This is a genomic window from Liquorilactobacillus cacaonum DSM 21116 (assembly GCF_001436735.1).
In the GTDB taxonomy this organism is placed as follows: Bacteria; Bacillota; Bacilli; order Lactobacillales; family Lactobacillaceae; genus Liquorilactobacillus; species Liquorilactobacillus cacaonum.
In genome coordinates this window covers 23,264-46,864 of record NZ_AYZE01000017.1, presented here as the reverse complement: position 1 = coordinate 46,864, position 23,601 = coordinate 23,264, and the positions used below count along the sequence as shown (strand labels likewise).

Sequence of the window (23,601 nt, the reverse complement as noted above, 5' to 3'; positions counted from 1 at the left end):
CCCAGCCACTGATTATTTTAAAATTTCATTCTAAATTAAGAAGGTGTTTTTCCCACATTCTCCTGAATTTTCATGATATCTGTAAAAGCATCTTCGGAAATTTTTTTAATATCATCTTGCAAATTATCTACACTCGAATATGATCTAATAAATAATCCAGAGATATTCAAGTTAGGTGAAATAGTAATCAAGTTGCTCACCATTGGAACAGTCTCTTCAATATTAAGAAAATTGTCCACGCGATTTATATTAGAAAAAGGTAAATTAATTACTCCCGTTTCTAAAACCATTTCAACTTTTTCTTTTTCAATCATAATTGGCTGCGTTACTTGTACAACTTGTCGTTTCAAGGAAGTTTTTTCATATTCAAGAAGGGCCGCTTCCATAAAATCCTTCTTCAAGTCTTTAAACTCCTTGATTTTAATTTCACCTAAAACCACTTTAGTAATATCACTTGATTCTACACGACTAATAAAATCCTTAACTTTGATATCCATTTCATCTCACATCCAAATCATTAAATAATTGCCATCTTGTTAAAGATTCTAATTCATATTAAAAGTTAGTTATCATAATGTCAAACTTTGTATTAACTCTATTATTAGGAGCCAATATTTCTTTTTGTTAGATAACTATCCTTTCCAACTATTACGTTCTCAATTTCACTGGCAAATTTTCCCCGTGAAATTGGCCTTAAAGGTGTTATAAACCTATTAAAAATTTTTAGTCTAGTCAAAATTTTTAATGATTTACCAATAATATAAACACTAGGCCGTTCTTTATGATAGATTAAGCCAGGATATACAATTACTGTCTTTATCCCAAGCCTTTCTTTTAGTTCTCTTTCAAGTACAAGTTTTGCCTTTAAATAATTTTTCATACCAATTGGAGCATAGTTTGCAGAAACAAATAGAAACTTAGCTGCAAGCTTTTCTTTTTCTATGAATTTGATAATATTCATCACTGGTGCCACCGTCTTTTGATAATATTCGTTATAATTTTTTGCAAATAATACACCAATCAAATCTACAATCCAGTCTGCATCAATAATTTCCTTACGCCAAGTTTCAGAATTATATAAATCCACACTTACCCAATTAACATTAGGCCATTCTTCTTTTTGGGCTGCTGTTCCACCATGGCGGGACATACTAACTAAGTGTATGTCGGGATGCGTATTTAATGTTTGAATGATTCCTTTACCTACATATCCTGAACCACCTAATAATACAATTTTCATGTACGTCATCTCCTAATAAAAAAGGAATACGACAAAACTAGCTTGTCTTATTCCTTAATCTTAATTACAAATTATCTTACTATTTTAAAAGAATTGACGCAAGAGGTCTTTTAATGGTGGTAATTCTGGAATCTTCCAGTAATTTTCAAGATACTCCTGTCCAAATTTCATATATCCCTTTGCTTCGTCCATAACTATCTTACCAGGAAGTGGAGCGTTATCTTTAACATATGCATTTATCAAAATTGGTTTATCTTTGATTGTATATGCCTTATCAAGAGCTGCTTTAAACTCCTCATTTGACTTAACTGAAATTCCAACTCCACCGCAAGCCTCAGCGAATTTTGCATAGTCCATATCAGCTAAATCAATTTGATAATTCAATTGACCTGCCGATTGCTGTTCATACTCAATAAATGCAAGTTTTTGATTATTAATCACGACACAAATTACTGGCAACTTATATTTAACAGCTGTTACAAAATCTTGCATAACCATGGCAAATGCACCATCACCATTCAACGCTAATACGCGTTTATCTGGATAAGCAACTTGAGCTGCGATTGCACCTGGCAAGGCACAACCCATCGTCCCTAACCATGCTGAAATTGCAAACTTTTGATTATCCCTAACATGCAAATATCGTGCACTCCATGACGTAGAAGTCCCAACATCAATAGAATATACTAAATCTGAAGGAGCAGTTTCATCAATGTACGCTGTCATACTTTCCGGAGAAACTGGACTAGTACTTAAATTACGTTTATCCTCCATCCACTTATTCCAGTTACTCATATTTTTCTGACACGCAGCTAGGAATTTTTCATCACTTCTAATTGTTCCTAATCCATTGAGTGCCTTTACGAACTTACCGACATCTCCTTGGACTGCAACATCCACGCTATATCTTTTTCCTAAATTTTCAGCTTTTAAATCAACTTGAATACTCTTAGCCTGTCCCTTTTCAGGTAAATATGGACGATATGGATAATTCGTTCCAAACATAACTAGTAAGTCCGCACTCTTCATTGCTTCATATGCAGCTTTTGTTCCCAACTTTCCAACATTTCCCAGAGAATTTGGATGGTTATCTGCAATTATTCCCTTAGCAGGCAAGGTTTCAATAAAAGGTATTTTATTATTTTCAATAAACTCTTTAATTTCTTTTCCCGCATGTTTTGCCCCAACACCTAATAAGACAACAGGTTTACTTGCATTTTTTATTAAATCCGTAGCATCTTTTAATTGACTTTCATTAACCTCTGGAGTGCTCAAAGTGAATGCCCGTGCCGAGGATTTATACTCTCCTTTTAATGATTGGTTAGGAATATCATCTGGAATTGTTAAAACCGCAACACCTTTATTTTCATAAGCACTTCGAATTGCTTGATCAATAACCTCTGGTAAATTATCTACTGCAGAAATAGTCTTGTTAAATACAGCGACATCATCAAAAAGCTTTGCTGTATTTACTTCTTGAAAATATCCTTCATTTAATGATGTAGATGTTATTTGACCCAACAAAGCCAACACGGGCACATGGTCCATTTTAGCATCATACAAGCCATTTAAAAGGTGAATCGCACCTGGTCCACCTATTGATAAACATACACCTATTTTATCAGTATATTTTGCCTCTGCTGCTGCTGCTAACGCGGCAACTTCCTCATGACGCACTTGAATAAATTTAACTTTGTCTTGCTGACGACGCAAGGCATCAATAGTAGTATCAATTGAATCACCAGGTAATCCATAAACATTTTGAATTCCCCAGTCTACCAAAACATCAACTAATAAATCGGCTCCTTTTGTACTTGCCATAAAAAAACACTCCCTACATTAAAAATAGCTCGAATATGCGGGCTCTACACCCATTTTACCGCAAAAAAAGTTTTGCACAACATTATTTGCTCACTAAAAGTACAAATTAAATTCTTTTCATTTAAAAAATATTCCTATGATTGGTTATAAAAAAAAAATGAACGAAATGCAACTAATTTGCTTTTCGTTCACGCATATTTATTCAATTACAAGTTTGGTATTTCCCTTAATGTTTTTATAAAACCACTTTGCATCTTTAGTAGACAACCATATGCTGTCATTCGTATTAACTTGACTTCCCAAATTTTGTGCATCAGAAACAAGATATTTACCATGTTCATTTGTTGGCACTGTCTGTATCAAATATTTGCCATTACCCTTCCAGGAAATCCAATATTTTCCTCCATTACCTGTTATTTGGTTAAAATAAAATTCCCCACGTTTATCGCTAATTTCAAACTTTCCTGTTGGAAATTTTCTTTTACTTTCATTTGGATAACCAGCCGTATGTGTTCCTAGTGATACGTACATTCGATAAATCACTTTTTTCCCCGACATTATCGATAATCGTTGCTTTTCTTTTGAGACTTTAACCCATAAATTCTCGCTGGCAGCAACATTAGGATACTTTTGCGTCTCAGATGATTTGTGCCAGCTAATCTTTCGGCGCATGTTCGCAACCTTATCCTCTTTTTTTTGCAACTGTTCTTTTTTTTCTTCTTTAGCAATTTTGATACTATTTATCTTTTCTGCATGTTTTACATATACTGCACTCCAACCAGCAAGAAAAACAAGCACGATTGCAATAATCCAAGATATTACTTTTCGTTTGTTCATTCATATACTCCCTTAGTCCTTATTGAGTCTAATACTTTCAACATCAAAAATCTTATCAATCCAGTCCTCATAAAATGAGCTTTCATGAGAAACAAGTAAAACATTTCCATCAAATGATTTCAAAGCTTTTTTTAAAGCATTTTTCGTTTCATCATCCAAGTGATTAGTAGGTTCGTCCATAATTAAAAAATTACTTGGCTTAAGTTCTAATATACATAATTTTACTTTTGTTTGTTCCCCACCACTCAACAATTCCATCGGCTTCATTGCATTTGCTGGGCTTAACCCAGCTCTCGCTAGTCTTTGCCTTATTGTCTTAGGTTCGAGTTTTGGATAAATATTTTGGACTATCTGTAATGGCTTTAATTTTGGATCATCCCACTCTAAATCTTGCGTAAAATAATTAACTTTTGCAGCTTCAACAAAATTTGCAGTACCTCCAAAATTAGGTATTATTCCTAATATTGACTTGATTAAAGTCGACTTTCCTACTCCATTAAATCCCTTTAACACGACTTTTTCTCCATGACTCATTGAGAATGTAACAGGTTCAAGCAAAGGTGTTTCATAACCAACAGAAAGATTTTCAACAACCAGTGTAGATGCAGACATCAACTCCTCATAAGGAAAAGAAAAACTAGATTGAAGTGCTTCACTTGGAGGATCGACTCTTTCCATCTTATCAAGTCTTTTTTGTCTTGACTTAGCCATCGTAGATCTTGTACCTGCCTTATTTTTACGAATGTAGGCCTCATCTTTTTCAATTTGCCGGCGTTGTTTCTCATATGCCTTTAGCTGAACCTCTTTTTTTACCTCTTTTTGCTTTATTGCCGAGCTAAAACTTCCAGTGTATTTAGTAATTTTGCCAAAAGCAACATCAATAATGGTATTTGTAATTCTTTCCAAAAAATCAAAGTCATGCGAAATTACCATGAAACAACCGCCAAAACCATTTAAGTAACTAATTAGCCACTCAATGTGTTCAACATCAAGGTAATTAGTTGGTTCATCTAGTAACAGCACATCTGGATTTTCCAGAAGCAACTTAGCCAAAATTATTTTAGAACGTTGCCCACCACTACACTGATCTACACGTCTATCCTTACCAATTGCATCTATCCCAAGCCCAGACATTACCTGTTCAATTTTCGTTTCTAACTCATAAAAATCACCAGCCTCAAGCTGTTCTTGATATTTTCCTGCTTTTTCTAACAATGTATCATCCATACTAATTGCATAGTCTTCATAACACTTTGTTTGCAGATTACTAATATTATACAGATTTGCAAACGCTGATTTCAAAAATTCAAACACTGTCAAATCATGTGCTGTCTGAGCGTATTGGTCTAAATACCCAATTTTTACGTTATTTTGCCAACTAATTTTCCCTTCATCAGGGAGTTCTTGCCCCGTTATAATTTTAATTAAGGTACTTTTCCCTGCACCATTTTGACCAATAATTCCCATATGATCTTCTTTATTCAGTCTAAAATTAGCATCTTGGTATAATTGTTTATCCGCAAATGCATGTGAAAGTCCTTCTACTTCTAAAATGCTCATATATTTTCATCCATCCTCTTATTTGAAAATTATATCATATCCTTATAGTAAATAATTCTTAACTTTATCAAAAAAAGCCACCATAAAACGTCACTGACGCCCCATGCTGGCAAATGCTATCCATTTTATGAAAAAACTACAAAACTACTTTGCTGTTTTTTCCAATTCTTCGCGACCTTTTAAGAATGATAATACAGCTTGATGTTGCTCGCGACGCTTCTTTATATTTTTTTGATTAACAGGGCGACGATCATTAGCTACCCCTACATGTGTATTTTGTGACATTTTTTTTCCTCCTTTCATTTTTTTCGTATCTTCTTATTCTATACTGTTTTTAAAATTTTTTCAAGCAATCTAAAACTACGCTTTTCTTCTTTTTTTTAATTTTGAATTTTGCAATTGCACACTTAACAAGTCTTGTAAAATAGCAACATGTTCCCTGTACAAATCATCTAGTCCTAATTTTTGATATAATGAAAAAATTTCAGAAATAATTTTCAACCCTTGTTCATAGTCACCGTCATTAATTGTTTTTAAACCAGCAAAGAACTTTTTATTTCCTAAAGCATATACATTATTTGATTTTATTTCTATTTTATTGAGTAAACTAAAATAATAATTAACAGAATTCGATTTATTAGACTTCATAAATACCAATATTGCCTCACATAATGCCTTAACCTTTAGATTTTCAAGTTTTATATCTTCACCCTCGTACTCATTACTCCAATTATGTTTCTCAAAAATTTTTTCAATCGCATTACTATCAAACATAAACAAAGTATCAATGAAAAGACCATACTCATAATGCCCCCACTTCTCACTTCGAAGTAAACAATGTGCAATTTCCTTTCTTTCAACTACAACACTTTCTACAATTCTTCCGAGTTTTTTTCGCATAGCCGCAGCAATCAATACTAAGTTATAGAAACGCACCAATCCATTTTCTTGGTACTCGCTTATTATTTTTTTTTCTAATACCTTAATTTCGGTGAGACTCGCTGTTTTGAAAGCATTATTCAAGCTATTTCGGTATTCATCATATTCCTTATAACTTTGCTCCACGTTACTAAAAATTCTTAAAAATTCATCAGCCTCGATATTCAGCCTATCCAATATATATAAAAACGTATCAGCAGTTGTCTCAACTAACCCACTTTCATACTTATAGTACATTGACCTTGAGAGTAATCCATCATATATAGTTTTTGCTTTAATTCCCTTTTCATTTCTAATTTGTTTAATAAGTTCTCCTGTTTTCACTTTCTACCTCTTCTCACAATTATTGTACAAGTGTCTAATAATCAAGAAATGCACTCTAGCAGTCAAAATTATATTTTCCTCAACCTAATTTACTAACAAATTAGGGTTCAAACACCTTAATTTAAAGCTTGAAACTTTTTACAAAAATTTTCTTGTAAACTAAGCATCTCGATTTAGTACCATCATGCAAATAATAATAGCAGAAAATTCCACAAAAGTAACCATTAATTTGAATTTATGTTATAGTTCTCGAAAAATTTATTCAATATGTTTTTTTTATTAGAAAAAACATTCAATTAGCAACACTAACTATGCTTCTCTGTAGTTAGTTCCTTGCTTATATATTCAGTGTAAAAAAAGCTCTGATGATAGTTATTTCACAATCTATCACCAGAACCAGTTTTAAATTTTTTCATTTTTTGACAGTTACACTTATATCAATTTACTTTTCTATTCTTTATTAATTATCAGTAGCCAATAATACTGTCCCTATACTTATCATATTTTTATCGATTTTAAGCGTTAATTCTTCAATATTATTTATCTTGTGTCTTCAATAAATCTCTAATTTCTTCTAATAATTTAACCTCAGGTGCCGCAACAGCCACAACTTCTTTTTTGCGAATCAAAAACTTATTAACAAACTTGACCATCAAGAATACAACAAAAGCAATAATCAAGAAATTAATAACTGCATTTAGAAAGCTCCCCACTTTGAAAGTTGCACCATTAACTTTAAACACCAATTCAGAAAAATCTATTCCCCCAACAAACAGTCCAATAAATGGATTAATCAAATAGTCAACAAGTGATTTTACTATTGTGGTAAAAGCTCCACCGATAATAACACCGACTGCTAGGTCAATTACATTTCCTCGCGAAATAAACTCTTTAAATTCTTTAATCAATTCTAACACCCCTAAATATTAAGTTACATTAAATGTATCAATTAACCTATGTAAATTCAACTAATTGAGCACCTTAAAGTTACTTATGTTTTCTGTGATTAGTTATTTCTTTCTTAATACTGTGTACCATGATACATTTGAATTATCATATTAACGAAAGGATTGTCATAGATGAAAAAAGAATATCACCAGCTTTCTGTCGAAGAAACACTCCATTCTTTAAATACAAGTACTTTAGGCTTATACTTAGATGAAATTGAAAAAAGGTTGCAACAGTATGGTCAAAATACGCTAATTGCCCAAAAGAAAACCTCTTTGTTTCAAAAATTTATTGCGCAATTTAAAGATTTAATGATTATTATTTTGCTGGTTGCTGCTTTAATTGCTGCATTTGCTGGTGATATCTCTGATGCATTAATCATATTCTTGGTAATCTTTTTAAATGCAGCTTTTGGAGTGTTTCAAGAAGCAAAAGCTGAAAATGCGATTGACGCTCTAAAAGAAATGACAACTCCATCTTCGAAAGTGAAGCGCAATAAACAAATCAAAACTGTCAAAAGTATCGATTTAGTCCCTGGAGATATTATCTTATTAGAAGCCGGAGATATTATACCTGCTGATGTCAGATTCATTAGTACCTCCTCACTTCAAGTAGAAGAAGCTACATTAACAGGTGAGTCAGTTCCTGTTAATAAAAATACAAATATCATTAAAGGAATAGATATCCCTTTAGGTGATCGAAAAAACATTGGATATATGAATACAAACGTCACTTATGGAACGGCAGAAGCAGTCGTAATTTCTACTGGTATGAATACTGAAGTTGGTCATATTGCAAGTATGATTAATAGTGTCAATCAAACAATCACTCCTCTTCAAAAAAGTATCATTCATCTTAGCAAAATGTTAAGCATTTTAGTGTTAGCAATTGCTTTGCTTGTTTTTATAATCGGAATATTGGCTGACCGTGCCTCAGTTTTAGAAATGCTTTTAACCTCAATTTCACTTGCAGTTGCCGCAATTCCAGAAGGACTTCCTGCAATTGTAACAATTACACTTGCTCTTGGAACACAAACAATGGCTAGACGACACGCTCTTATTAGAAAGCTTCCTGCTGTTGAGACCTTGGGAACAACCGAAATAATTGCCTCAGACAAAACTGGCACACTTACACAAAATAAAATGACTGTGGAAAAAATTTATCAAAATGATGAATTGACTGATGCAATAACTACAAAAATGGGTATAAACAATCTAATGAGGGCTATGATTTTAGCAAATGATAGTAAAAAAAGTCAAGATGGATTAATTGGTGACCCAACAGAAACTGCTTTAATTCAGTACCATCTAACTCAATCTAACTTTGTTTCACAAATTGAACAGGAATTTCCTAGAATCGCATCCCTACCTTTTGATTCAGAACGAAAATTAATGTCAGCAATAGTTCAAAAAGATAAACAGCCCATTTTGTTTATTAAAGGTGCTGTAGATGAATTACTTCAACGAACGACAAGGATTGAAAAAAAAGGTAAAATAATACAACTTTCAGATGAAGACAAAAAACATATTCTTAAAGTCAATCATGAACTCGCTCATAAAGCTCTACGTGTACTTGGTTTTGCTTATCGTCCACTTAGCGCTACTCCCACTAGCCTATCTTCTGACTTGCTTGAACAAGATTTAATCTTCGTTGGAATGGTTGGTATGATTGATCCCGAAAGACCTGAAGTTAGAGATGCAGTGACCCAAGCCCGTTTAGCTGGAATTAGACCGCTAATGATCACCGGTGATCACAAGGATACAGCTACAGCAATAGCTATTCGTTTAGGTATTCTTGATACTTCCCAAAAAGATGCCGTAATTACGGGTAGCGAACTAGATAGGCTTTCATCTGCTGAATTAAATTCTTCTATTGAAAAATATTCAGTTTTTGCCCGAGTAGCACCGGAACATAAGGTCAGAATTGTAAAGGCTTGGCAAAGTAAGGGCAAAATAGTTGCTATGACTGGTGATGGGGTCAATGATGCGCCTGCTTTAAAAACTGCAGATATTGGAGTTGGAATGGGAATAACTGGAACGGAGGTTTCAAAAAATGCCAGTGATATTATTCTTGCAGACGACAACTTTGCAACTATTATTGTCGCAGTTAAAGAAGGCCGTAAAGTTTTTGCGAATATTCAAAAAGCAATCCAATATCTGTTATCTGCAAACCTAGGTGAAGTCTTAACTTTATTCTTCATGACAATGTTCGGTTGGGATATATTCGCACCTGCACAAATTTTATGGATTAATCTTGTAACAGATACATTTCCTGCAATAGCACTTGGAATTGAAAAACCAGAAAAAACAATTATGAAGAAAAAACCTCGTGGAGCAAAGTCCAGTTTCTTTAGTGATGGAGTACTTTCAAGCATCACTTATCAAGGAATCCTCGAAGGAGTTTTGACATTAGGCGTATACTGGATAGCTATTAAGTATCCCTTCCATACCTCAAATTCATTAATTCATGCCGATGCTTTGACAATGGCATTTGCGACACTTGGCTTGATTCAATTGTTTCATGCTTTTAACTCCAAATCCATCCGTCACTCTATCTTCAATAAGGAGTTATTTTCTAACAAAGCATTTAACTGGTCTATTCTTATTTCTGGTGTGTTATTATCTGCGACTATCTTCATCCCATCTTTTAATGATATTTTTAAGGTTACCCCACTGGCTCCAATCCAATGGTTGATCGTATTACTTAGTAGCCTATTGATGTTAGTAGTAGTAGAAATCGTGAAATATTTACAGCGTATGTACTCCAAATAATATATCTTCAAAATATTTGATTTATCTACAAAATCCCCCCTTAAAATCTTAACTTCAAGGGGGGGTTTTGTAATTTAAATTAATTTTTATATAGGACAGTTATATTTAAAAGACTAAAAAAGCATCGTTAATTTCTTTATATTCTTCTGTTGTTAATTCTATTCCAAGAGCTTTAGCATTACTCAAAACCTGCTCTGGTTTACGCGCACCTGGTATTACAACACCCATATTTGGATTAGCTACATACCAAGCAAGAATGATTTGAGCAGCGGTCGCATTATATTTCGCAGCAATTTCTTTTACCAATTTCATATTTGCAATAATTTTTTTTAATTCTTCACTGTTAAACTGAGAAAACTTATCACTGTCACTTACATCATATTTTCCAGTCAAAAGTCCAGATGCTAATGGAAAATATGGTACAAACGAAATCTGATTTTCTTTTAAATATGGCAACAACTCTTTTTCTGCCCCTCGATGAACTAAGCTATAGTTATCTTCAACAATGTCAACATCACCATTTTTATTAGCTTCTTTGACTTGTTCAAGCGAAAAATTCGATACACCAATCGCTCTTATTTTCCCTTCTTTTTTCAATTCAGCTAATGCCGCAACTGCTTCATCTTTTGGAGTTTTGTCATCAGGAAAATGAATATAAAAAATATCAATATAATCTGTTTGTAATCTTTTTAAAGCATCTGCAACAGCTTTCTTCAAAAAAGATGGTGTATTATTATTTTCCTTATGATCTTTAGCTGGATCCTGAGAAGCTTTGGTAGCGATAATTACTTTTGAACGATCATAATCCTTTAACACTTCGCCAATAATTTCTTCAGAACGGCCTAGTCCATACATATACGCTGTATCAAGTAAAGTAATACCTGAATCTAAAGCTGCCCTAACAACTGCATACCCATCTTCATCATTCAGATTTTTAAATAAATTATGTCCTCCTACTTTGTTAGTTCCTAGACCAATTTTTGTAGCCCCAACATCACTTTTACCAATTTTTACTTCTTTAATCATTAATAAATTCCTCCAATCATTTTTAGTTACAACAAAATTATAAAACAAGATATCAAAAAAATCTTTAAAACTATTTTCTCTTATGCTACATAAATTTGAATCAGTTTTGGTAACCATTTAATTTTAACTGGTAATTTAGGCCCTTCATCACCATCTATTCTAGTGGCTATCCGCTCTTCATCAATATTACGCACTACAATTTCTTTAATATCGAATGCAGTTAATGTAGTTGACTTTCTTAAATTCCCAGTTAATGCAAAATAACTTAAATTCAGAATTTTGTTTATTTTCATATTGTTAAGCATTGAAACATGTAATCCATCTTCAGTCTGTTCTAAATACTTTCTTCCTCCAACATAATTTGATGTTGTCATTAAACAAACCCAGACTTTTGCGCTCATTGAAAATGTTTTATTGAAAAAAACAGTCTGATATGAATGATTTCTCCCAATTTGTTTGATTGCATTATACCCATACGCTGCAAACCCATATTTTTGTTTTTCAGTTTGCCGAACTTCATTAGAAATATTTGCAAGGCTTCCAAAAACTAAAGAACTAATTATAGCTTGTCCATTACATTCCCCAATATCAACAGACCTCAATTTACCTCTCAGTATGATTTCCATTGCACTTTTTATATCAGCTGGAATTTTCCATTTTTGAGCAAAATTATTAACCGTTCCAGATGGAATAAGACCAATCGGAACTACTTTCCTTGCACGTAACATAGCAGTAACCAAGACATTAATCGTCCCATCTCCACCAATACAAATAATTCTATCAACATTATTTACTTCGCTTGCAATCTTTTTTAAAGCCTCATCTTTTGTATTCGTTTTCAATTGGAATACTGGTAACCCTCTTTTTCTAAGCATTGACTCAACTTCGTTAGCAATTTTTTGTGATTCGCCCTTCCCAGAATTAGGGTTAAAATAAATCATCATACTTTTTTGCATAAAATCACCTCTTCGTTACATTAGAAGAAACCGCATCACTCGCACGAAAAATAACTACTAAAAAAGAGATACACGGGATAATAAAATATTTTAATTCACGCAACTTGCTCACCTTCCAATTTTTACTCTATAATAACTTTATCATAGCAAAAAAGCATCTCAACTAATATGCTTTTTAAAGCCACACCCCAAACCCAAATTGTGTTACTTTCCACTAATCAATAATTTTTTCATAAAAAAAAAGACTTATCATGTTTTTCCCATCGATAACTATACACTAGAACTAACTTTTCTTTATTTAAAATAATAAGTCTAAAAAAGGAGGTACATTATTATGAGTTTATTAAAGCTTTCAGATATTCACAAATCATATTTTTTAGGAAAACAAGAAAGTAAAATACTTAATGGCATCAACTTGGAATTTAATTCTGGGGAGTTTGTTTCAATTCTAGGGGAATCTGGTGGTGGCAAGTCCACTCTAATGAATATTATCGGGGGGTTAGACCGTAACTTTGAAGGCACAGTCTCATTAAATGGCGAACTTCTTGACCATCGAAAAGAAAAACAACTTGACAATTATCGGCGAGGAACAATCGGCTATATTTATCAATCCTATAACCTAATTACACATTTAACTGTCCTCGAAAATGTTCTTGTTTCCCTTGAAATGACTGAACTTTCTCGTGCCCAAAAAATTAAGCGAGCAAAAGAGTTATTAAATCAGGTTGGGTTAGAAGACCAAGTGAAAAAACATCCCAACCAATTATCTGGTGGCCAAAAACAACGTGTTGCAATTGCACGTGCTTTAGCTAGCGATCCAGATATTATTTTAGCAGATGAGCCAACAGGCGCCTTGGATTCAGTAAATACTCAAGAAGTCCTCGAAATTCTTAATAAAATTGCCAAAGATGGAAAACTTGTAATTGCTGTTACCCATTCACAAGCCGTTGCAGATCACGGGACTAGAATCATTCGCCTTGTTGATGGAAAAGTAAAAGATGACGAGCATCTTAAAGCGCCCTTTGATACACAAGATAACCACAAACGTATACCTTCGCATCCCCTTCCTGCAAGTTCCAGTTATGTCTCAGCATTTAGACATTTAGTATATAATATTAAGCAAAATTCGCTAATTATTCTGGGAACCGCAATTGGGATTTTCGCCGTTCTTCTATTTTCAGGTCTTGGCAATGGTATTAATTCCTATATAAGTAATCAAATTAATTCACTTGTTAATCCTAAGACAATTACAGTTATGGCTAATCCTAGTGGGAAAAAACTAAATAATACTCAAGCACAAAGAGAGATGCAACAATTTAGTCAAAATCCGACTAGTTTTTTCATTTCTCAAAGTCAAATAAACAAAATAAAGAAAATATCAGGAGCATCTTATATCCAACCTGGTTATCAATTAGGCGCATACGCTTTAAGCTATAGTAGCAAAAATACGTCCTCTTCCGGTATTCAAAGTTATACAAAATCATACACCTCAAATTCATTATCTAAAGGTAGTTGGCCATCTGGAAACGAGATTGTTATTTCCAAAAATCAAGCCATTACCTTATCGGGAAGTTCAAAAAAATACGACTCTATGATTGGCAAGTCAATCAACGTAACGATTAATTGGTTATCGCAGAATAACACACCTGTTCAGATAAAGACATCTCTTAGAGTTTCTGGGATATCAGATACTTCGACTAGGGTAGCAAATCAAATAACCGTTCTTTCATATTCCAAAATGCGTTCACTTCTCTTGGCAGCTGGTGCTCGAAGCGAACCTAACTTTATAATTGTCAATTCAAAAGATCTAAACAATGTAGATAATGTAGCAAATCAAATACGAAATCAAAAAATTGATAGTAATTATGCCTTTTCTGTTGTAACAGTTGGTGATATCTTAAAGACCGTCAATAATTACGTTAGTCTAGCCTCAACTGTCCTTTCAGCAATTGCTGGGATTTCCCTTATCGTTTCAGCATTGATGATTATTGTAACTATGTATATGTCAGTAGCAGAACGTACAAAAGAAATTGGGATTTTACGTGCCCTAGGTGAACGACGTAAAGACATTAGGCGCTTGTTTACCGCAGAATCGCTAATGATTGGTCTGTTTTCAGCTTTCTTAGGTCTAATATTAGCATGGCTTTTCAGCATAGTCTTAAACAATTTTGTTTACGACTTAATTAAATTTGACATCGTTCAAATTAATTTAAGCAATGTAATTTTTGCCATTTTGATTTCCCTGTTTATTTCATTATTAGCGGCTTTACTACCTGCTCGTAAAGCTTCTAGACTAAATCCAATCGATGCATTATCTGCAGATTGACAACTATTTTTAGTAACACATGTAATTAAATTTTTAAAATTCAATATTCTTATATAAAAAAGAGGACTAAATCAAAATATACTTTGATCTAGCCTCTTTTTTATTACTTAATCTGAGCCCTTAACTTTCGTAGCGAAAAACTATCTGGCTAATCTCGAATTTCTCAGATATTAACTGATTATGCATATGCCATTTCTACCAATACAAATTATTTTACTTTAATTACAATTTTACCTTTTGCATGCCCCGATTGACTCTTTTCGTGTGCATCTCTAAGCCCTTGCGTCGTCAATGGATACACACTATCAATTATGACCCTTACCTCTTTTGATACAATTAAATCTGTCAACTGTTGCAGTTGCTTACCATTAGGTTGTAACCACCATTCAGAAACATCTTTTGAGCCAATTTTTTGTTCAGCTGTAGGTTTGCCTGCAATTGTTACCAAACGTCCATCTGCTTTCAAAATTGCTAATCCATCATCAATTGCATTAATTGTATCAAAAACAGCATCATACCCACTTAGGACATCTGTAATTTTATTTTCATGATAATCGATGACTTCATCGGCTCCCAAGCTCTTCAAAAAGTCATGATTCTTTTTGCTTGCTGTTGTTGCAACATATGCACCTAAATACTTAGCTATTTGAATGGCAAATATCCCAACACCCCCTGCACCACCTTGAATCAGTACTTTATCGCCTTTTTTTATCTTAAGCCGATCCTCAATGACTTGTAATGCAGTTAATCCAGCTAACGGAACAGCAGCAGCCTCTTCAAAAGAAATATCATTTGGTTTAAGAGCTAATTTGTCCTCCTTAACTGCCACGTACTCAGCATACGCTCCTTTTTTCCCATCATTATAAATATCAGGTCTTGCAAATACCTTATCACCAACTTTAAAATCGATGACATTATCACCAACTTTAGTAATAACCCCAGCAACATCCCAGCCAAGAACAACAGGAAAATTCCAGTCAAACATTCCCTTGAGATAACCTAAACGTGCTTTCCAATCAATAGGATTAATACTTGTCGCATAATTTTCAAGAAGAACCTCATCTGCTGCTAACTTTGGAACTTCTAATTCAATTTCATGCAAGTTCTTCACATCGCCATATTCTTCAATTGCAATTGCCTTCATAAATTCACTCCTAAAATTTGAATATTATTTATTATACAGTATCTTATTGAGGTTACAAAAAATAAGTAAGTTTTGCAATAAAAAAGAACTAGAAGTAAGTTAACTCCCAGCTCTAAATAAAAAGCTTAACTATTATTAAAATTTAACTTTTAGCCAATCCCCAAATCTTGACATGCAGAGCGTATAAACAATTTCCAACACTTATACATATCTTGCCGCCCTTTCAACTCACTTCGAGTTTTAGAAAGTAAACGTAATTTGATTAATGCCTAAATAAAACAAATGATACTAACCATACTAAAACAACGGCTCCGATAATTGATGGGATAATTGCCATCCCTGCTAATTGTGGTCCCCAAGCACCAAGAACAGCTTCACCAATTGATGATCCTACTAAACCCGCAACGATATTACTGATCCACCCCATTGATTTACCCTTGCTTGTAATCGCTCCCGCAATTGCGCCAATAATTGCACCTACAATTAGAACCCATAACCAATGCATAATTCAACTTCCTCCTCATCAAAATAACTTTTTTTTAAATCTATAAATCATTTATCAAATTTATTTTTTAAATCATCAGCCGCATCCTTAACAGCATCCTTGGCTTCGCCAAATTTTTCCTTAGCTTTACCTAAAAGTCCTTCAGCCTTACCTTGAGCTTCGCGAGTTTTATCACCTGTAACTTTACCCTCTACTTCTTTAGCTTTTCCTGTAACTTTATCCTTTGTACCATCAATCTTGTCATCTAAACTCATAAAATTCCAGCTCCTCCCTGAATAACTGTTCCATAGACTATTACAACAACTGTTACAAGATTAATTGTAGCAAAGGCTAATATTATAATCAATTTTTTTGATTTCATACATTAAGTAGCAATATTTTTTATATAGTAGTTAAATATTACACAAAAAAAGAGCCCAGTCTAAAAATTATGAAATAATTCATAATCTCGTATTTGACTTGACTCCTTTATTATCTTAGACCAACAGCTATCAATCTTGAATTTATTAATTTTTGTTACATTTACCAATTAAACCTAGCTAGCTATTTTTTTATTTACTTGCTTTTTTGTATATATCAATCTGATAACCTTTATCACTTCCGTAACCATCAGCACAAGTAGTCCAGCTATACTTGGAAGTATCCAACCATAAAACAAATCGATTGATCCAGTATGGAATATCTCCTGCATAAACGGTAAGTATATGATACCAACCTGAAGTAGAACCAAAATGCCAACAATATAAAAAACTTTTTTATTTTGGAAAAAGTACTTTGATAAAACAAGATGATTGTTTCGTATGTTGAACAAATAGAATATTTTACCAAAAACAATAATATTAAGAGTCATTGTACTACCCATTGTATGAGACATTCCAAGTCCAGTCATAATATTATAGGCAACCATTCCTAGACTGGCTATCAAGATAGCAACATACGTAATCTCAATGATATTCATCTTGGTTAAAATTCCCTTGCTTATATTTCTGGGACCCCTATACATTATTCCACTTTCCGCAGGTTCAAAAATAAATGCGAATTGGATGGTTAACGCAGATACCATATTAATCCATAATAACTGAGTTGGATAAAGTGGCATCGTTTGATCAAGTAAAATACTAAAAACAACAATAAGCCCTTCCGCAAAACTTGTAGGCAACAAAAAACGAATTGTTTTTCTAATATTATCGAATACAAGTCTTCCTTCCTTCACAGCAGACAAAATAGTTGTAAAATTATCGTCCGCTAATACCATATCCGCGGATCCTTTTGCCACATCTGTTCCTTTGATTCCCATTGCTACGCCAATGTCAGCTTGCTTCAGTGCAGGAGCATCGTTAACACCATCACCGGTCATCGAGACAACATGATTTCGTCGTTGTTGAGCCTTAACAATTTTTAATTTATCGCTAGGCGTTGTACGTGCAAAAACAGTATATTTATCAATATTATCAATCAACTCTTTATCTGACATCTTATCAAGTTCAGGACCCGTTATAGCTTTTAGGTTATCACCCATATCAAGTTGATTTGCAATTGCCAATGCTGTATTAGGGTCATCACCCGTAATCATTTTAACTTTAACTCCAGCATATCTTAATTGCTTAATTGCTTCTTTAACTTCTTCTCTTGGCGGATCAATTATTCCAACTATTCCAGCAAAAATAAAATCATCACCAATTTTTGACGAATTTACACATACTTCATTTATATCAACTTGTTGCAATCCTAATCCTACGACGCGTTTGCCTTGTTTAGAAAGTTTTGTCACCTTATTTAACCAAATTTGTTCTTCCTTAAATTTAGGATTAAACTTCTTAATTTTTTTTAATAAGGTCTGTGGAGCTCCTTTTACCATCAAATAGCGTTTTCCATCGTTTTCTACCAAACGTGCAGAATAGCGAAATTCGGAATCAAAAGGCAATGAGTCTATTTCTGATACTACAGGATCCTCACCTGTAACTTTGTGATAAAGGCTAGCCAGGGCACCGTCAGTTGGTTCACCTGTCAAAAGCCAAGCATCATTCTCAAAATGAAAGGAAGCATCTGTGGTCTGCCCAGCAATATTAATCAATTGTTGTAACATATTGTTTGAATCCCACTCAACTATCTTTCCTGAATCAGAAACAATTTCTCCTCTTGTATCATAACCCACACCCAAAACTTTATATTTTTCTTCCGCAGTAATGATATCAGTAACTATCATCTCATTTTTGGTCAGTGTTCCAGTTTTGTCTGTATTCACTATATCAACAGCACCTAGAGTTTCAACTGCAGGTAATGTCTTCACAATTGCATTTTTCTTGGTTAATTTCCTTGTCCCCATAGCAAGTACAACAGAAACACTTGCGGGCATTCCTTCAGGCATTGAACCTACAATCAAGGTAATAATAGCAACCGTGAGTGTTGGCAAACTATAAATTTCAAGATGCATTCCCAAGAAAAATAGTGCTACTGCAATTGCTACAATTGTTAAAGATAAAGTAATACCCAATTTATTTAAATTTTGCATCAAGGGTGTTACCTTGTCTTTAGTCTTAATCACGTCCGTTTGAATTTTGCCGATTTGTGATTTCATTCCTGTCGCTATAACTATTCCTGTCCCAGAACCACTTGTCACAGTTGTGGCTGCAAATGCCATGTTAGCTCTTTCAGCTAAAGGGACACTTTCTTTGTCAATTTTCTCTTCAATCTTGCTCACAGAATTAGTTTCACCCGTTAAAGTTGATTCTTGTATTTTTAAATTATCTGCTGTTAATAATCGAATATCCGCTGGAACAGAATCACCTGCTTCAAGGCTGATAATGTCACCTACAACAATGTCTTTTGCATCTATTGTTCTACGCTTTCCATCACGGATTACCACGCTTTTTGCCACTAACAGTTCTTGTATTTTGTTAAGTGCATTATCTGCTGAAACTTCTTGGAAAAAGCCAACAAAAGCATTCGCGATAATAACCGCACCTATGACAATTGAGTCTGGGTAATGTTTCATCAATAAAGTGACAATAGCGGTAATTGCTAAAATATAAACAATGCTATTATTAAACTGTCTAAGAAAAAGAATCCAGTTAGATTTTTTCTTAACTTCTAATTCATTTTTTCCATAAGCACTCAACCTTAATTGGGCTTCATCCGTATTTAATCCATTAACAGCATTTGTTTGATAATGATTTTCCAACTGTTTTGCACTTAACTGCCAATTTTGTTTATGACTGGGGGCCCCTTCGTCTCCTGAATCTTCACCTTGTTCAACTACCTGTGCTTGTCTCTCATCTTGCATTAACTATCTCACCTTCCATTTTCATTTTATTTATTAGTTTGGTGTAAGTAACTCTAATTCCCTTCTGATAGTAACCACCTCCGTTTGTAATTAACTCTAATTATAATTGATATAGCATTGAAAACAAAATTTAAAATTTTGCTAATTGCAAAAAATCTATTTCTATACAATAATTAATTGATGCTAAAGAAAAGGATGTTTATATATTGAAAAAAAGTAACCGTATTTTGATTTTATGCGCTATCTTCATAGCAACATTTATGACCTCAGTAGAAGTAACAATTGTAACTACCGCTCTTCCTTCAATAATTAGTCAGCTTCGCGGATTATCATTTCAAAGTTGGATAATGAGTTCCTATTTGCTTACCACTGCAATCACAACACCAATTTATGGAAAATTGGCTGATGCTTGGGGAAGGAAACCAGTATTTGAATTTGGTCTACTTCTATTTACTGTTGGATCTTTTTTAAGTGGCTTTGCACCCAACATTTTCTTTTTAATAATTGCTCGATGCATTCAAGGAATTGGTGCAGGGGCAGTTATCCCTTTAACCTTTACAATTATTGCCGATTTATATTCTTTTAAAGAACGTGCACGAATTATGGCATTCATGAATACCGCTTGGGGACTTTCGGCACTTATTGGTCCTCTTTTAGGTGGGTTTCTTGTTGACAATTTAAGTTGGCATTGGGTCTTTTTTGTTAATGTTCCGTTAGGTATACTTGTACTTTTGGTTATTATTGTCGGTTACCATGAAGAACACTCTATAAAAACCATCACAGATATTGACAAGCTTGGTATTGTCTTTTTATCATTGAGTTTGTTACTTCTTCTTGGAGGAATTCAATTACTAAGTACACATCTCATTAATGGAGTTATTATTGTAATTATTGCTATAATATGTGCTGCTCTTTTTCTAATTTTTGAAAAAAAAGCAAAGGATCCCATAATTCCAATTACAATGTTTAGCAATCGGACATTTTCAATCCAAGTACTTACAGCAACCCTATTAAGCAGTATTTTAATTGGTTACCAAACTTACTTTCCAATTTGGCTGCAATCCCTTTATCACGTACCCGCAACAGCTTCTGGTTTGGTCGTAACTTCTAGCTCATTAATGTGGCTTTTTTCATCATTTTTTGTTGGACCCTTACTTGGAAAGTTTTCACCCAAAAAAATTATATTAGTTATCGTTTTAATACAGTTTTTAAGTTATTTACCACTTCTTTTTTTAAAAACTACATCACCTGACTGGATTTTTTATATAATTGCTGCAATTAGCGGTGCCGGTATGGGTATCATAATCAGCATGAATATCATTCTTTGCCAACATTTAGTAAATGCAAAACAAGTTGGTTCTGCAACAGCAATTATTACCCTTGGTCGTTCTCTTGGTCCCACTGTCATGACTGGTGTTTATGGTGCTACTCTTAATATTCTTATTCAAACCAACCTAAATAATGTTTCCTACAGCCAAGTAAACAAAATCATCAGCTCAACAAACACAACTTTTGGTAAAAACAACTTCGAAATTGAACAAATTATTTTGCATGCCTTACATGGCGTTTTTGGAATTGCGATATTCCTTTATGTCATCATTTTAATTGCAAATTTGTTTGATCCAAATAAAAAAACCATTAATTAATTCATTTACAGATTAATTACAAATTTCATAACGGATTATTACATTTATTGTTTATAATAATCTTTGATAATTTTGTTTTTTTATTGATATTTAAAAAGGTGGTATTAACTATGTCAGGACAAACGTTAATTTTTGGTCATCGTGGTTTTCCAGCAAAATATGCTGAAAATTCAATAGAAGGCTTCCGCTATGCAATCGCAAATCAAATAGATGGTTTAGAATTTGATGTCCATTTGACTAAAGACAATGTACCTGTTGTAATCCACGATGAAACAATTGATAGAACAACAAATGATAAAGGAATCATTCATGATTTCACACTCTCTGAATTGAAAGAATTTAGACTGGCAAATAATGAAACAATTCCCACTTTAGAAGAAGTTCTTGAATTAGTCGGAAACTCATCGGTTCAACTCAATATTGAACTAAAAACAGATAAAACAAATTACGTAGGAATTGAAGAAATTGTTCTTACTATGGTTAAAAGTTATAACTTGGCTAAACCAGTTATATATTCATCTTTTAATCTAGAAACTTTGAAAAAATGCAATACAATTGATAATTCTCAACTATATTGTTGGTTAACCATGCACACAGTTCCAGATGCTGATCTCTTTGTAAAAAAACTAGGTTTATCTGGTCTCCATCTTCATCACTATCAAAAAATTGATACTCTTCAAAGAATATGGACCGTTAACGACACCTTCAAATTAAAAAAGTTATTTAACTTAAATGTTGCGGGTATTATTACTGATAATTTTGAAAAAGCTGTTAAAGTCAGGGAAAATATTGCAAAAAAAGAAGATTATTAATGGAGTATTCTACACAATTAAGCAAAAAATTACAGTGTTCAATTTTATAATATTAAATACACTATTCATGCTCTCAGATACTTTTTTTATATGAAAATAAGAGCCAAGATGAAAATTAATTTTTCTCTTTGGCTCTTATTTTTTTGTGCTTCTAATAACAACGATATACAAATCGAATAAGCTATTTCATTAAATTTAGATAGTCTAAGTGTCAAACATATTCAAAGACAAAAATTAAAATAATTATCACTAGTAAGTGAAAGCGTAATCATTTATAATACTAGCTGAACCTTATTGCATTGCTTTTACTATATTTCACTAAAGATGAATTTTAGTTGCTGTCGCAAAAATAGCTCAGCTACTCTTGCTCTAAAAAAATGAATGAACTTGAAATTAACATTAATAATTAGCTAATGTCTTCGTTTTTTATGAACTACCATTCATCAAAAAATATCATCTTAAATAATAGCTTCACACTAGTTTTCCTTTATCCAAGGTCAACAACTAGATTACTTTTCGCGTCAACTTATTATGCTAACATTCAAAATTAATTTACTAATACGGAGGTTATTTCTATGCTTTTAGGAAGTATCGAAGCTGGTGGTACAAAATTTGTATGCGCTATCGGTGATGAAAATTACAACATTATAGAAAGTATCAATTTTCCAACAACAAATCCCAAAGAAACGCTAGTAAAAACCATTAATTTTTTTAAGAAGTTCCCAGACTTATTATCTATTGGTATTGCCTCATTTGGACCAATTGAAGTCCGAAAAACTGAGCCTAATTATGGATATATAACATCAACACCCAAGCCTGGTTGGAGAAACACAGATTTCATTGGTACCATTAAAGAAGCGCTAGATCTTCCACTTTTTTGGACTACTGATGTTAATGGCTCTGCATATGGTGAATATTCTGCATACAAAGAGAAAAAAAACAACATTAATTCATTGGTATATTATACCATCGGTACAGGAATTGGGGCCGGAGTTATTATTGATAATAACTTCATTGGTAGCGAGGGACATCCAGAAATGGGCCATATTTTTGTGAAACATCATCCACTAGACTTAAATTTTAAGGGAATCTGCCCTTATCATGGAGATTGTCTTGAAGGCCTCGCATCTGGCCCAACTTTCAAAGCTCGGTTAGGTGTTCTCGGACAAAATATCCCACTATCTAATTCAATTTGGGAAATTATTGCTTATTATATTGCTCAAGCTGCCATTCAAGCCACACTTACTTTTAGGCCACAAAAAATTGTAATTGGCGGTGGTGTATCAAGCGAGAAGTTTCTTGTTAAAGTTAGAGCACAATTTAAAAAATTATTAAATGAATATATTGCGATTAAAGACCTAGATAATTACATTGTCATGCCACTTGTATCAAACAATGGTTCTGCAACACGTGGTAATTTTGCGCTCGCTCTTGAAGCTCTTAATTCTAGATAAAAGAAAAAT

At 33.3% G+C, this 23,601-nt stretch carries 19 protein-coding genes; 5 read left to right on the top strand and 14 right to left on the bottom strand.

Annotated features, from left to right (window positions below; translation table 11 throughout):
* Positions 1 to 35: 35 nt before the first annotated feature.
* The 8 genes from FC80_RS08875 to mscL form a co-directional block, all read right to left on the bottom strand.
* Positions 36 to 497, bottom strand: a complete 462-nt coding sequence (locus FC80_RS08875) for a hypothetical protein (protein ID WP_057829786.1) — start codon at positions 495 to 497, stop codon at positions 36 to 38.
* A 104-nt stretch (positions 498 to 601) separates the two neighbouring features.
* Positions 602 to 1,240 (bottom strand): NAD(P)H-binding protein, encoded by a 639-nt coding sequence (locus tag FC80_RS08870; protein WP_057829785.1) that lies wholly within the window; start codon positions 1,238 to 1,240, stop codon positions 602 to 604.
* An 84-nt stretch (positions 1,241 to 1,324) separates the two neighbouring features.
* Positions 1,325 to 3,061, bottom strand: a complete 1,737-nt coding sequence (locus FC80_RS08865) for a pyruvate oxidase (protein WP_057829784.1) — start codon at positions 3,059 to 3,061, stop codon at positions 1,325 to 1,327.
* Between the two features lie 198 nt (positions 3,062 to 3,259).
* Positions 3,260 to 3,898 carry a L,D-transpeptidase gene (locus FC80_RS08860; RefSeq protein ID WP_057829783.1) on the bottom strand — a complete coding sequence of 213 codons (639 nt, stop codon included), beginning with the start codon at positions 3,896 to 3,898 and terminating at the stop codon, positions 3,260 to 3,262.
* A 12-nt stretch (positions 3,899 to 3,910) separates the two neighbouring features.
* Positions 3,911 to 5,458: a ribosomal protection-like ABC-F family protein gene (gene abc-f / locus FC80_RS08855; protein WP_057829782.1), complete on the bottom strand. Its 1,548-nt coding sequence runs from the start codon at positions 5,456 to 5,458 to the stop codon at positions 3,911 to 3,913.
* A 144-nt stretch (positions 5,459 to 5,602) separates the two neighbouring features.
* Complete coding sequence (locus tag FC80_RS09605; RefSeq protein ID WP_169790548.1) at positions 5,603 to 5,743, bottom strand: hypothetical protein; 141 nt, start codon at positions 5,741 to 5,743, stop codon at positions 5,603 to 5,605.
* Positions 5,744 to 5,818: 75 nt separating this feature from the next.
* Positions 5,819 to 6,721, bottom strand: a complete 903-nt coding sequence (locus FC80_RS08850; RefSeq protein ID WP_057829781.1) for a helix-turn-helix domain-containing protein — start codon at positions 6,719 to 6,721, stop codon at positions 5,819 to 5,821.
* Positions 6,722 to 7,257: 536 nt separating this feature from the next.
* Positions 7,258 to 7,629 (bottom strand): large-conductance mechanosensitive channel protein MscL, encoded by a 372-nt coding sequence (gene mscL, locus FC80_RS08845; RefSeq protein ID WP_057829780.1) that lies wholly within the window; start codon positions 7,627 to 7,629, stop codon positions 7,258 to 7,260.
* A 171-nt stretch (positions 7,630 to 7,800) separates the two neighbouring features.
* Between mscL and FC80_RS08840 the strand changes: the two genes are divergently transcribed.
* On the top strand, positions 7,801 to 10,440 hold the full coding sequence (locus FC80_RS08840; RefSeq protein ID WP_057829779.1) for a cation-translocating P-type ATPase: 2,640 nt from the start codon (positions 7,801 to 7,803) through the stop codon (positions 10,438 to 10,440).
* Between the two features lie 105 nt (positions 10,441 to 10,545).
* Here FC80_RS08840 and FC80_RS08835 read toward each other — a convergent pair whose 3' ends face one another.
* Positions 10,546 to 11,466: an aldo/keto reductase gene (locus FC80_RS08835; RefSeq protein ID WP_057829778.1), complete on the bottom strand. Its 921-nt coding sequence runs from the start codon at positions 11,464 to 11,466 to the stop codon at positions 10,546 to 10,548.
* An 80-nt stretch (positions 11,467 to 11,546) separates the two neighbouring features.
* A complete protein-coding gene (locus FC80_RS08830; protein ID WP_057829777.1) occupies positions 11,547 to 12,422 on the bottom strand; it encodes a diacylglycerol/lipid kinase family protein in 876 nt (291 codons plus the stop codon).
* A 334-nt stretch (positions 12,423 to 12,756) separates the two neighbouring features.
* Between FC80_RS08830 and FC80_RS08825 the strand changes: the two genes are divergently transcribed.
* Positions 12,757 to 14,748 (top strand): ABC transporter ATP-binding protein/permease, encoded by a 1,992-nt coding sequence (locus FC80_RS08825; protein ID WP_057829776.1) that lies wholly within the window; start codon positions 12,757 to 12,759, stop codon positions 14,746 to 14,748.
* 208 nt (positions 14,749 to 14,956) lie between these two features.
* On the opposite strand, the gene FC80_RS08820 is transcribed toward FC80_RS08825, so the two are convergent.
* The 4 genes from FC80_RS08820 to FC80_RS08805 all read right to left on the bottom strand — a co-directional run bounded on the left by FC80_RS08820 (position 14,957) and on the right by FC80_RS08805 (position 19,680).
* Positions 14,957 to 15,892: an NADP-dependent oxidoreductase gene (locus FC80_RS08820; protein ID WP_057829775.1), complete on the bottom strand. Its 936-nt coding sequence runs from the start codon at positions 15,890 to 15,892 to the stop codon at positions 14,957 to 14,959.
* Between the two features lie 262 nt (positions 15,893 to 16,154).
* Positions 16,155 to 16,397, bottom strand: coding sequence for a GlsB/YeaQ/YmgE family stress response membrane protein (locus FC80_RS08815; RefSeq protein ID WP_057829774.1), 243 nt, complete (start codon positions 16,395 to 16,397; stop codon positions 16,155 to 16,157).
* 47 nt (positions 16,398 to 16,444) lie between these two features.
* Entirely contained in the window at positions 16,445 to 16,651 is a 207-nt protein-coding gene (locus tag FC80_RS08810; RefSeq protein ID WP_057829773.1) for a CsbD family protein, read from the bottom strand.
* A 281-nt stretch (positions 16,652 to 16,932) separates the two neighbouring features.
* Positions 16,933 to 19,680 carry an HAD-IC family P-type ATPase gene (locus FC80_RS08805; RefSeq protein ID WP_057829772.1) on the bottom strand — a complete coding sequence of 916 codons (2,748 nt, stop codon included), beginning with the start codon at positions 19,678 to 19,680 and terminating at the stop codon, positions 16,933 to 16,935.
* A 206-nt stretch (positions 19,681 to 19,886) separates the two neighbouring features.
* On the opposite strand from FC80_RS08805, the gene FC80_RS08800 reads away from it, so the two are divergent.
* From FC80_RS08800 to scrK, 3 genes are all read left to right on the top strand, one after another.
* On the top strand, positions 19,887 to 21,326 hold the full coding sequence (locus FC80_RS08800) for an MFS transporter (protein ID WP_057829771.1): 1,440 nt from the start codon (positions 19,887 to 19,889) through the stop codon (positions 21,324 to 21,326).
* Positions 21,327 to 21,436: 110 nt separating this feature from the next.
* Entirely contained in the window at positions 21,437 to 22,138 is a 702-nt protein-coding gene (locus tag FC80_RS08795; RefSeq protein ID WP_057829770.1) for a glycerophosphodiester phosphodiesterase, read from the top strand.
* Positions 22,139 to 22,713: 575 nt separating this feature from the next.
* A complete protein-coding gene (gene scrK, locus FC80_RS08790) occupies positions 22,714 to 23,592 on the top strand; it encodes a fructokinase ScrK (RefSeq protein WP_057829769.1) in 879 nt (292 codons plus the stop codon).
* The last annotated feature ends 9 nt before the right edge of the window (positions 23,593 to 23,601 follow it).

What these genes read in the sequence shown, in the direction of transcription:
- FC80_RS08875 (WP_057829786.1), bottom strand. Translation starts at nt 497, where the DNA reads ATGGATATCAAAGTTAAGGATTTTATTAGTCGTGTAGAATCAAGTGAT.
- FC80_RS08870 (WP_057829785.1), bottom strand. Translation starts at nt 1,240, where the DNA reads ATGAAAATTGTATTATTAGGTGGTTCAGGATATGTAGGTAAAGGAATC.
- FC80_RS08865 (WP_057829784.1), bottom strand. Translation starts at nt 3,061, where the DNA reads ATGGCAAGTACAAAAGGAGCCGATTTATTAGTTGATGTTTTGGTAGAC.
- FC80_RS08860 (WP_057829783.1), bottom strand. Translation starts at nt 3,898, where the DNA reads ATGAACAAACGAAAAGTAATATCTTGGATTATTGCAATCGTGCTTGTT.
- abc-f (WP_057829782.1), bottom strand. Translation starts at nt 5,458, where the DNA reads ATGAGCATTTTAGAAGTAGAAGGACTTTCACATGCATTTGCGGATAAA.
- FC80_RS09605 (WP_169790548.1), bottom strand. Translation starts at nt 5,743, where the DNA reads ATGTCACAAAATACACATGTAGGGGTAGCTAATGATCGTCGCCCTGTT.
- FC80_RS08840 (WP_057829779.1), top strand. Translation starts at nt 7,801, where the DNA reads ATGAAAAAAGAATATCACCAGCTTTCTGTCGAAGAAACACTCCATTCT.
- FC80_RS08835 (WP_057829778.1), bottom strand. Translation starts at nt 11,466, where the DNA reads ATGATTAAAGAAGTAAAAATTGGTAAAAGTGATGTTGGGGCTACAAAA.
- FC80_RS08830 (WP_057829777.1), bottom strand. Translation starts at nt 12,422, where the DNA reads ATGCAAAAAAGTATGATGATTTATTTTAACCCTAATTCTGGGAAGGGC.
- FC80_RS08825 (WP_057829776.1), top strand. Translation starts at nt 12,757, where the DNA reads ATGAGTTTATTAAAGCTTTCAGATATTCACAAATCATATTTTTTAGGA.
- FC80_RS08820 (WP_057829775.1), bottom strand. Translation starts at nt 15,892, where the DNA reads ATGAAGGCAATTGCAATTGAAGAATATGGCGATGTGAAGAACTTGCAT.
- FC80_RS08815 (WP_057829774.1), bottom strand. Translation starts at nt 16,397, where the DNA reads ATGCATTGGTTATGGGTTCTAATTGTAGGTGCAATTATTGGCGCAATT.
- FC80_RS08810 (WP_057829773.1), bottom strand. Translation starts at nt 16,651, where the DNA reads ATGAGTTTAGATGACAAGATTGATGGTACAAAGGATAAAGTTACAGGA.
- FC80_RS08805 (WP_057829772.1), bottom strand. Translation starts at nt 19,680, where the DNA reads ATGCAAGATGAGAGACAAGCACAGGTAGTTGAACAAGGTGAAGATTCA.
- FC80_RS08795 (WP_057829770.1), top strand. Translation starts at nt 21,437, where the DNA reads ATGTCAGGACAAACGTTAATTTTTGGTCATCGTGGTTTTCCAGCAAAA.
- scrK (WP_057829769.1), top strand. Translation starts at nt 22,714, where the DNA reads ATGCTTTTAGGAAGTATCGAAGCTGGTGGTACAAAATTTGTATGCGCT.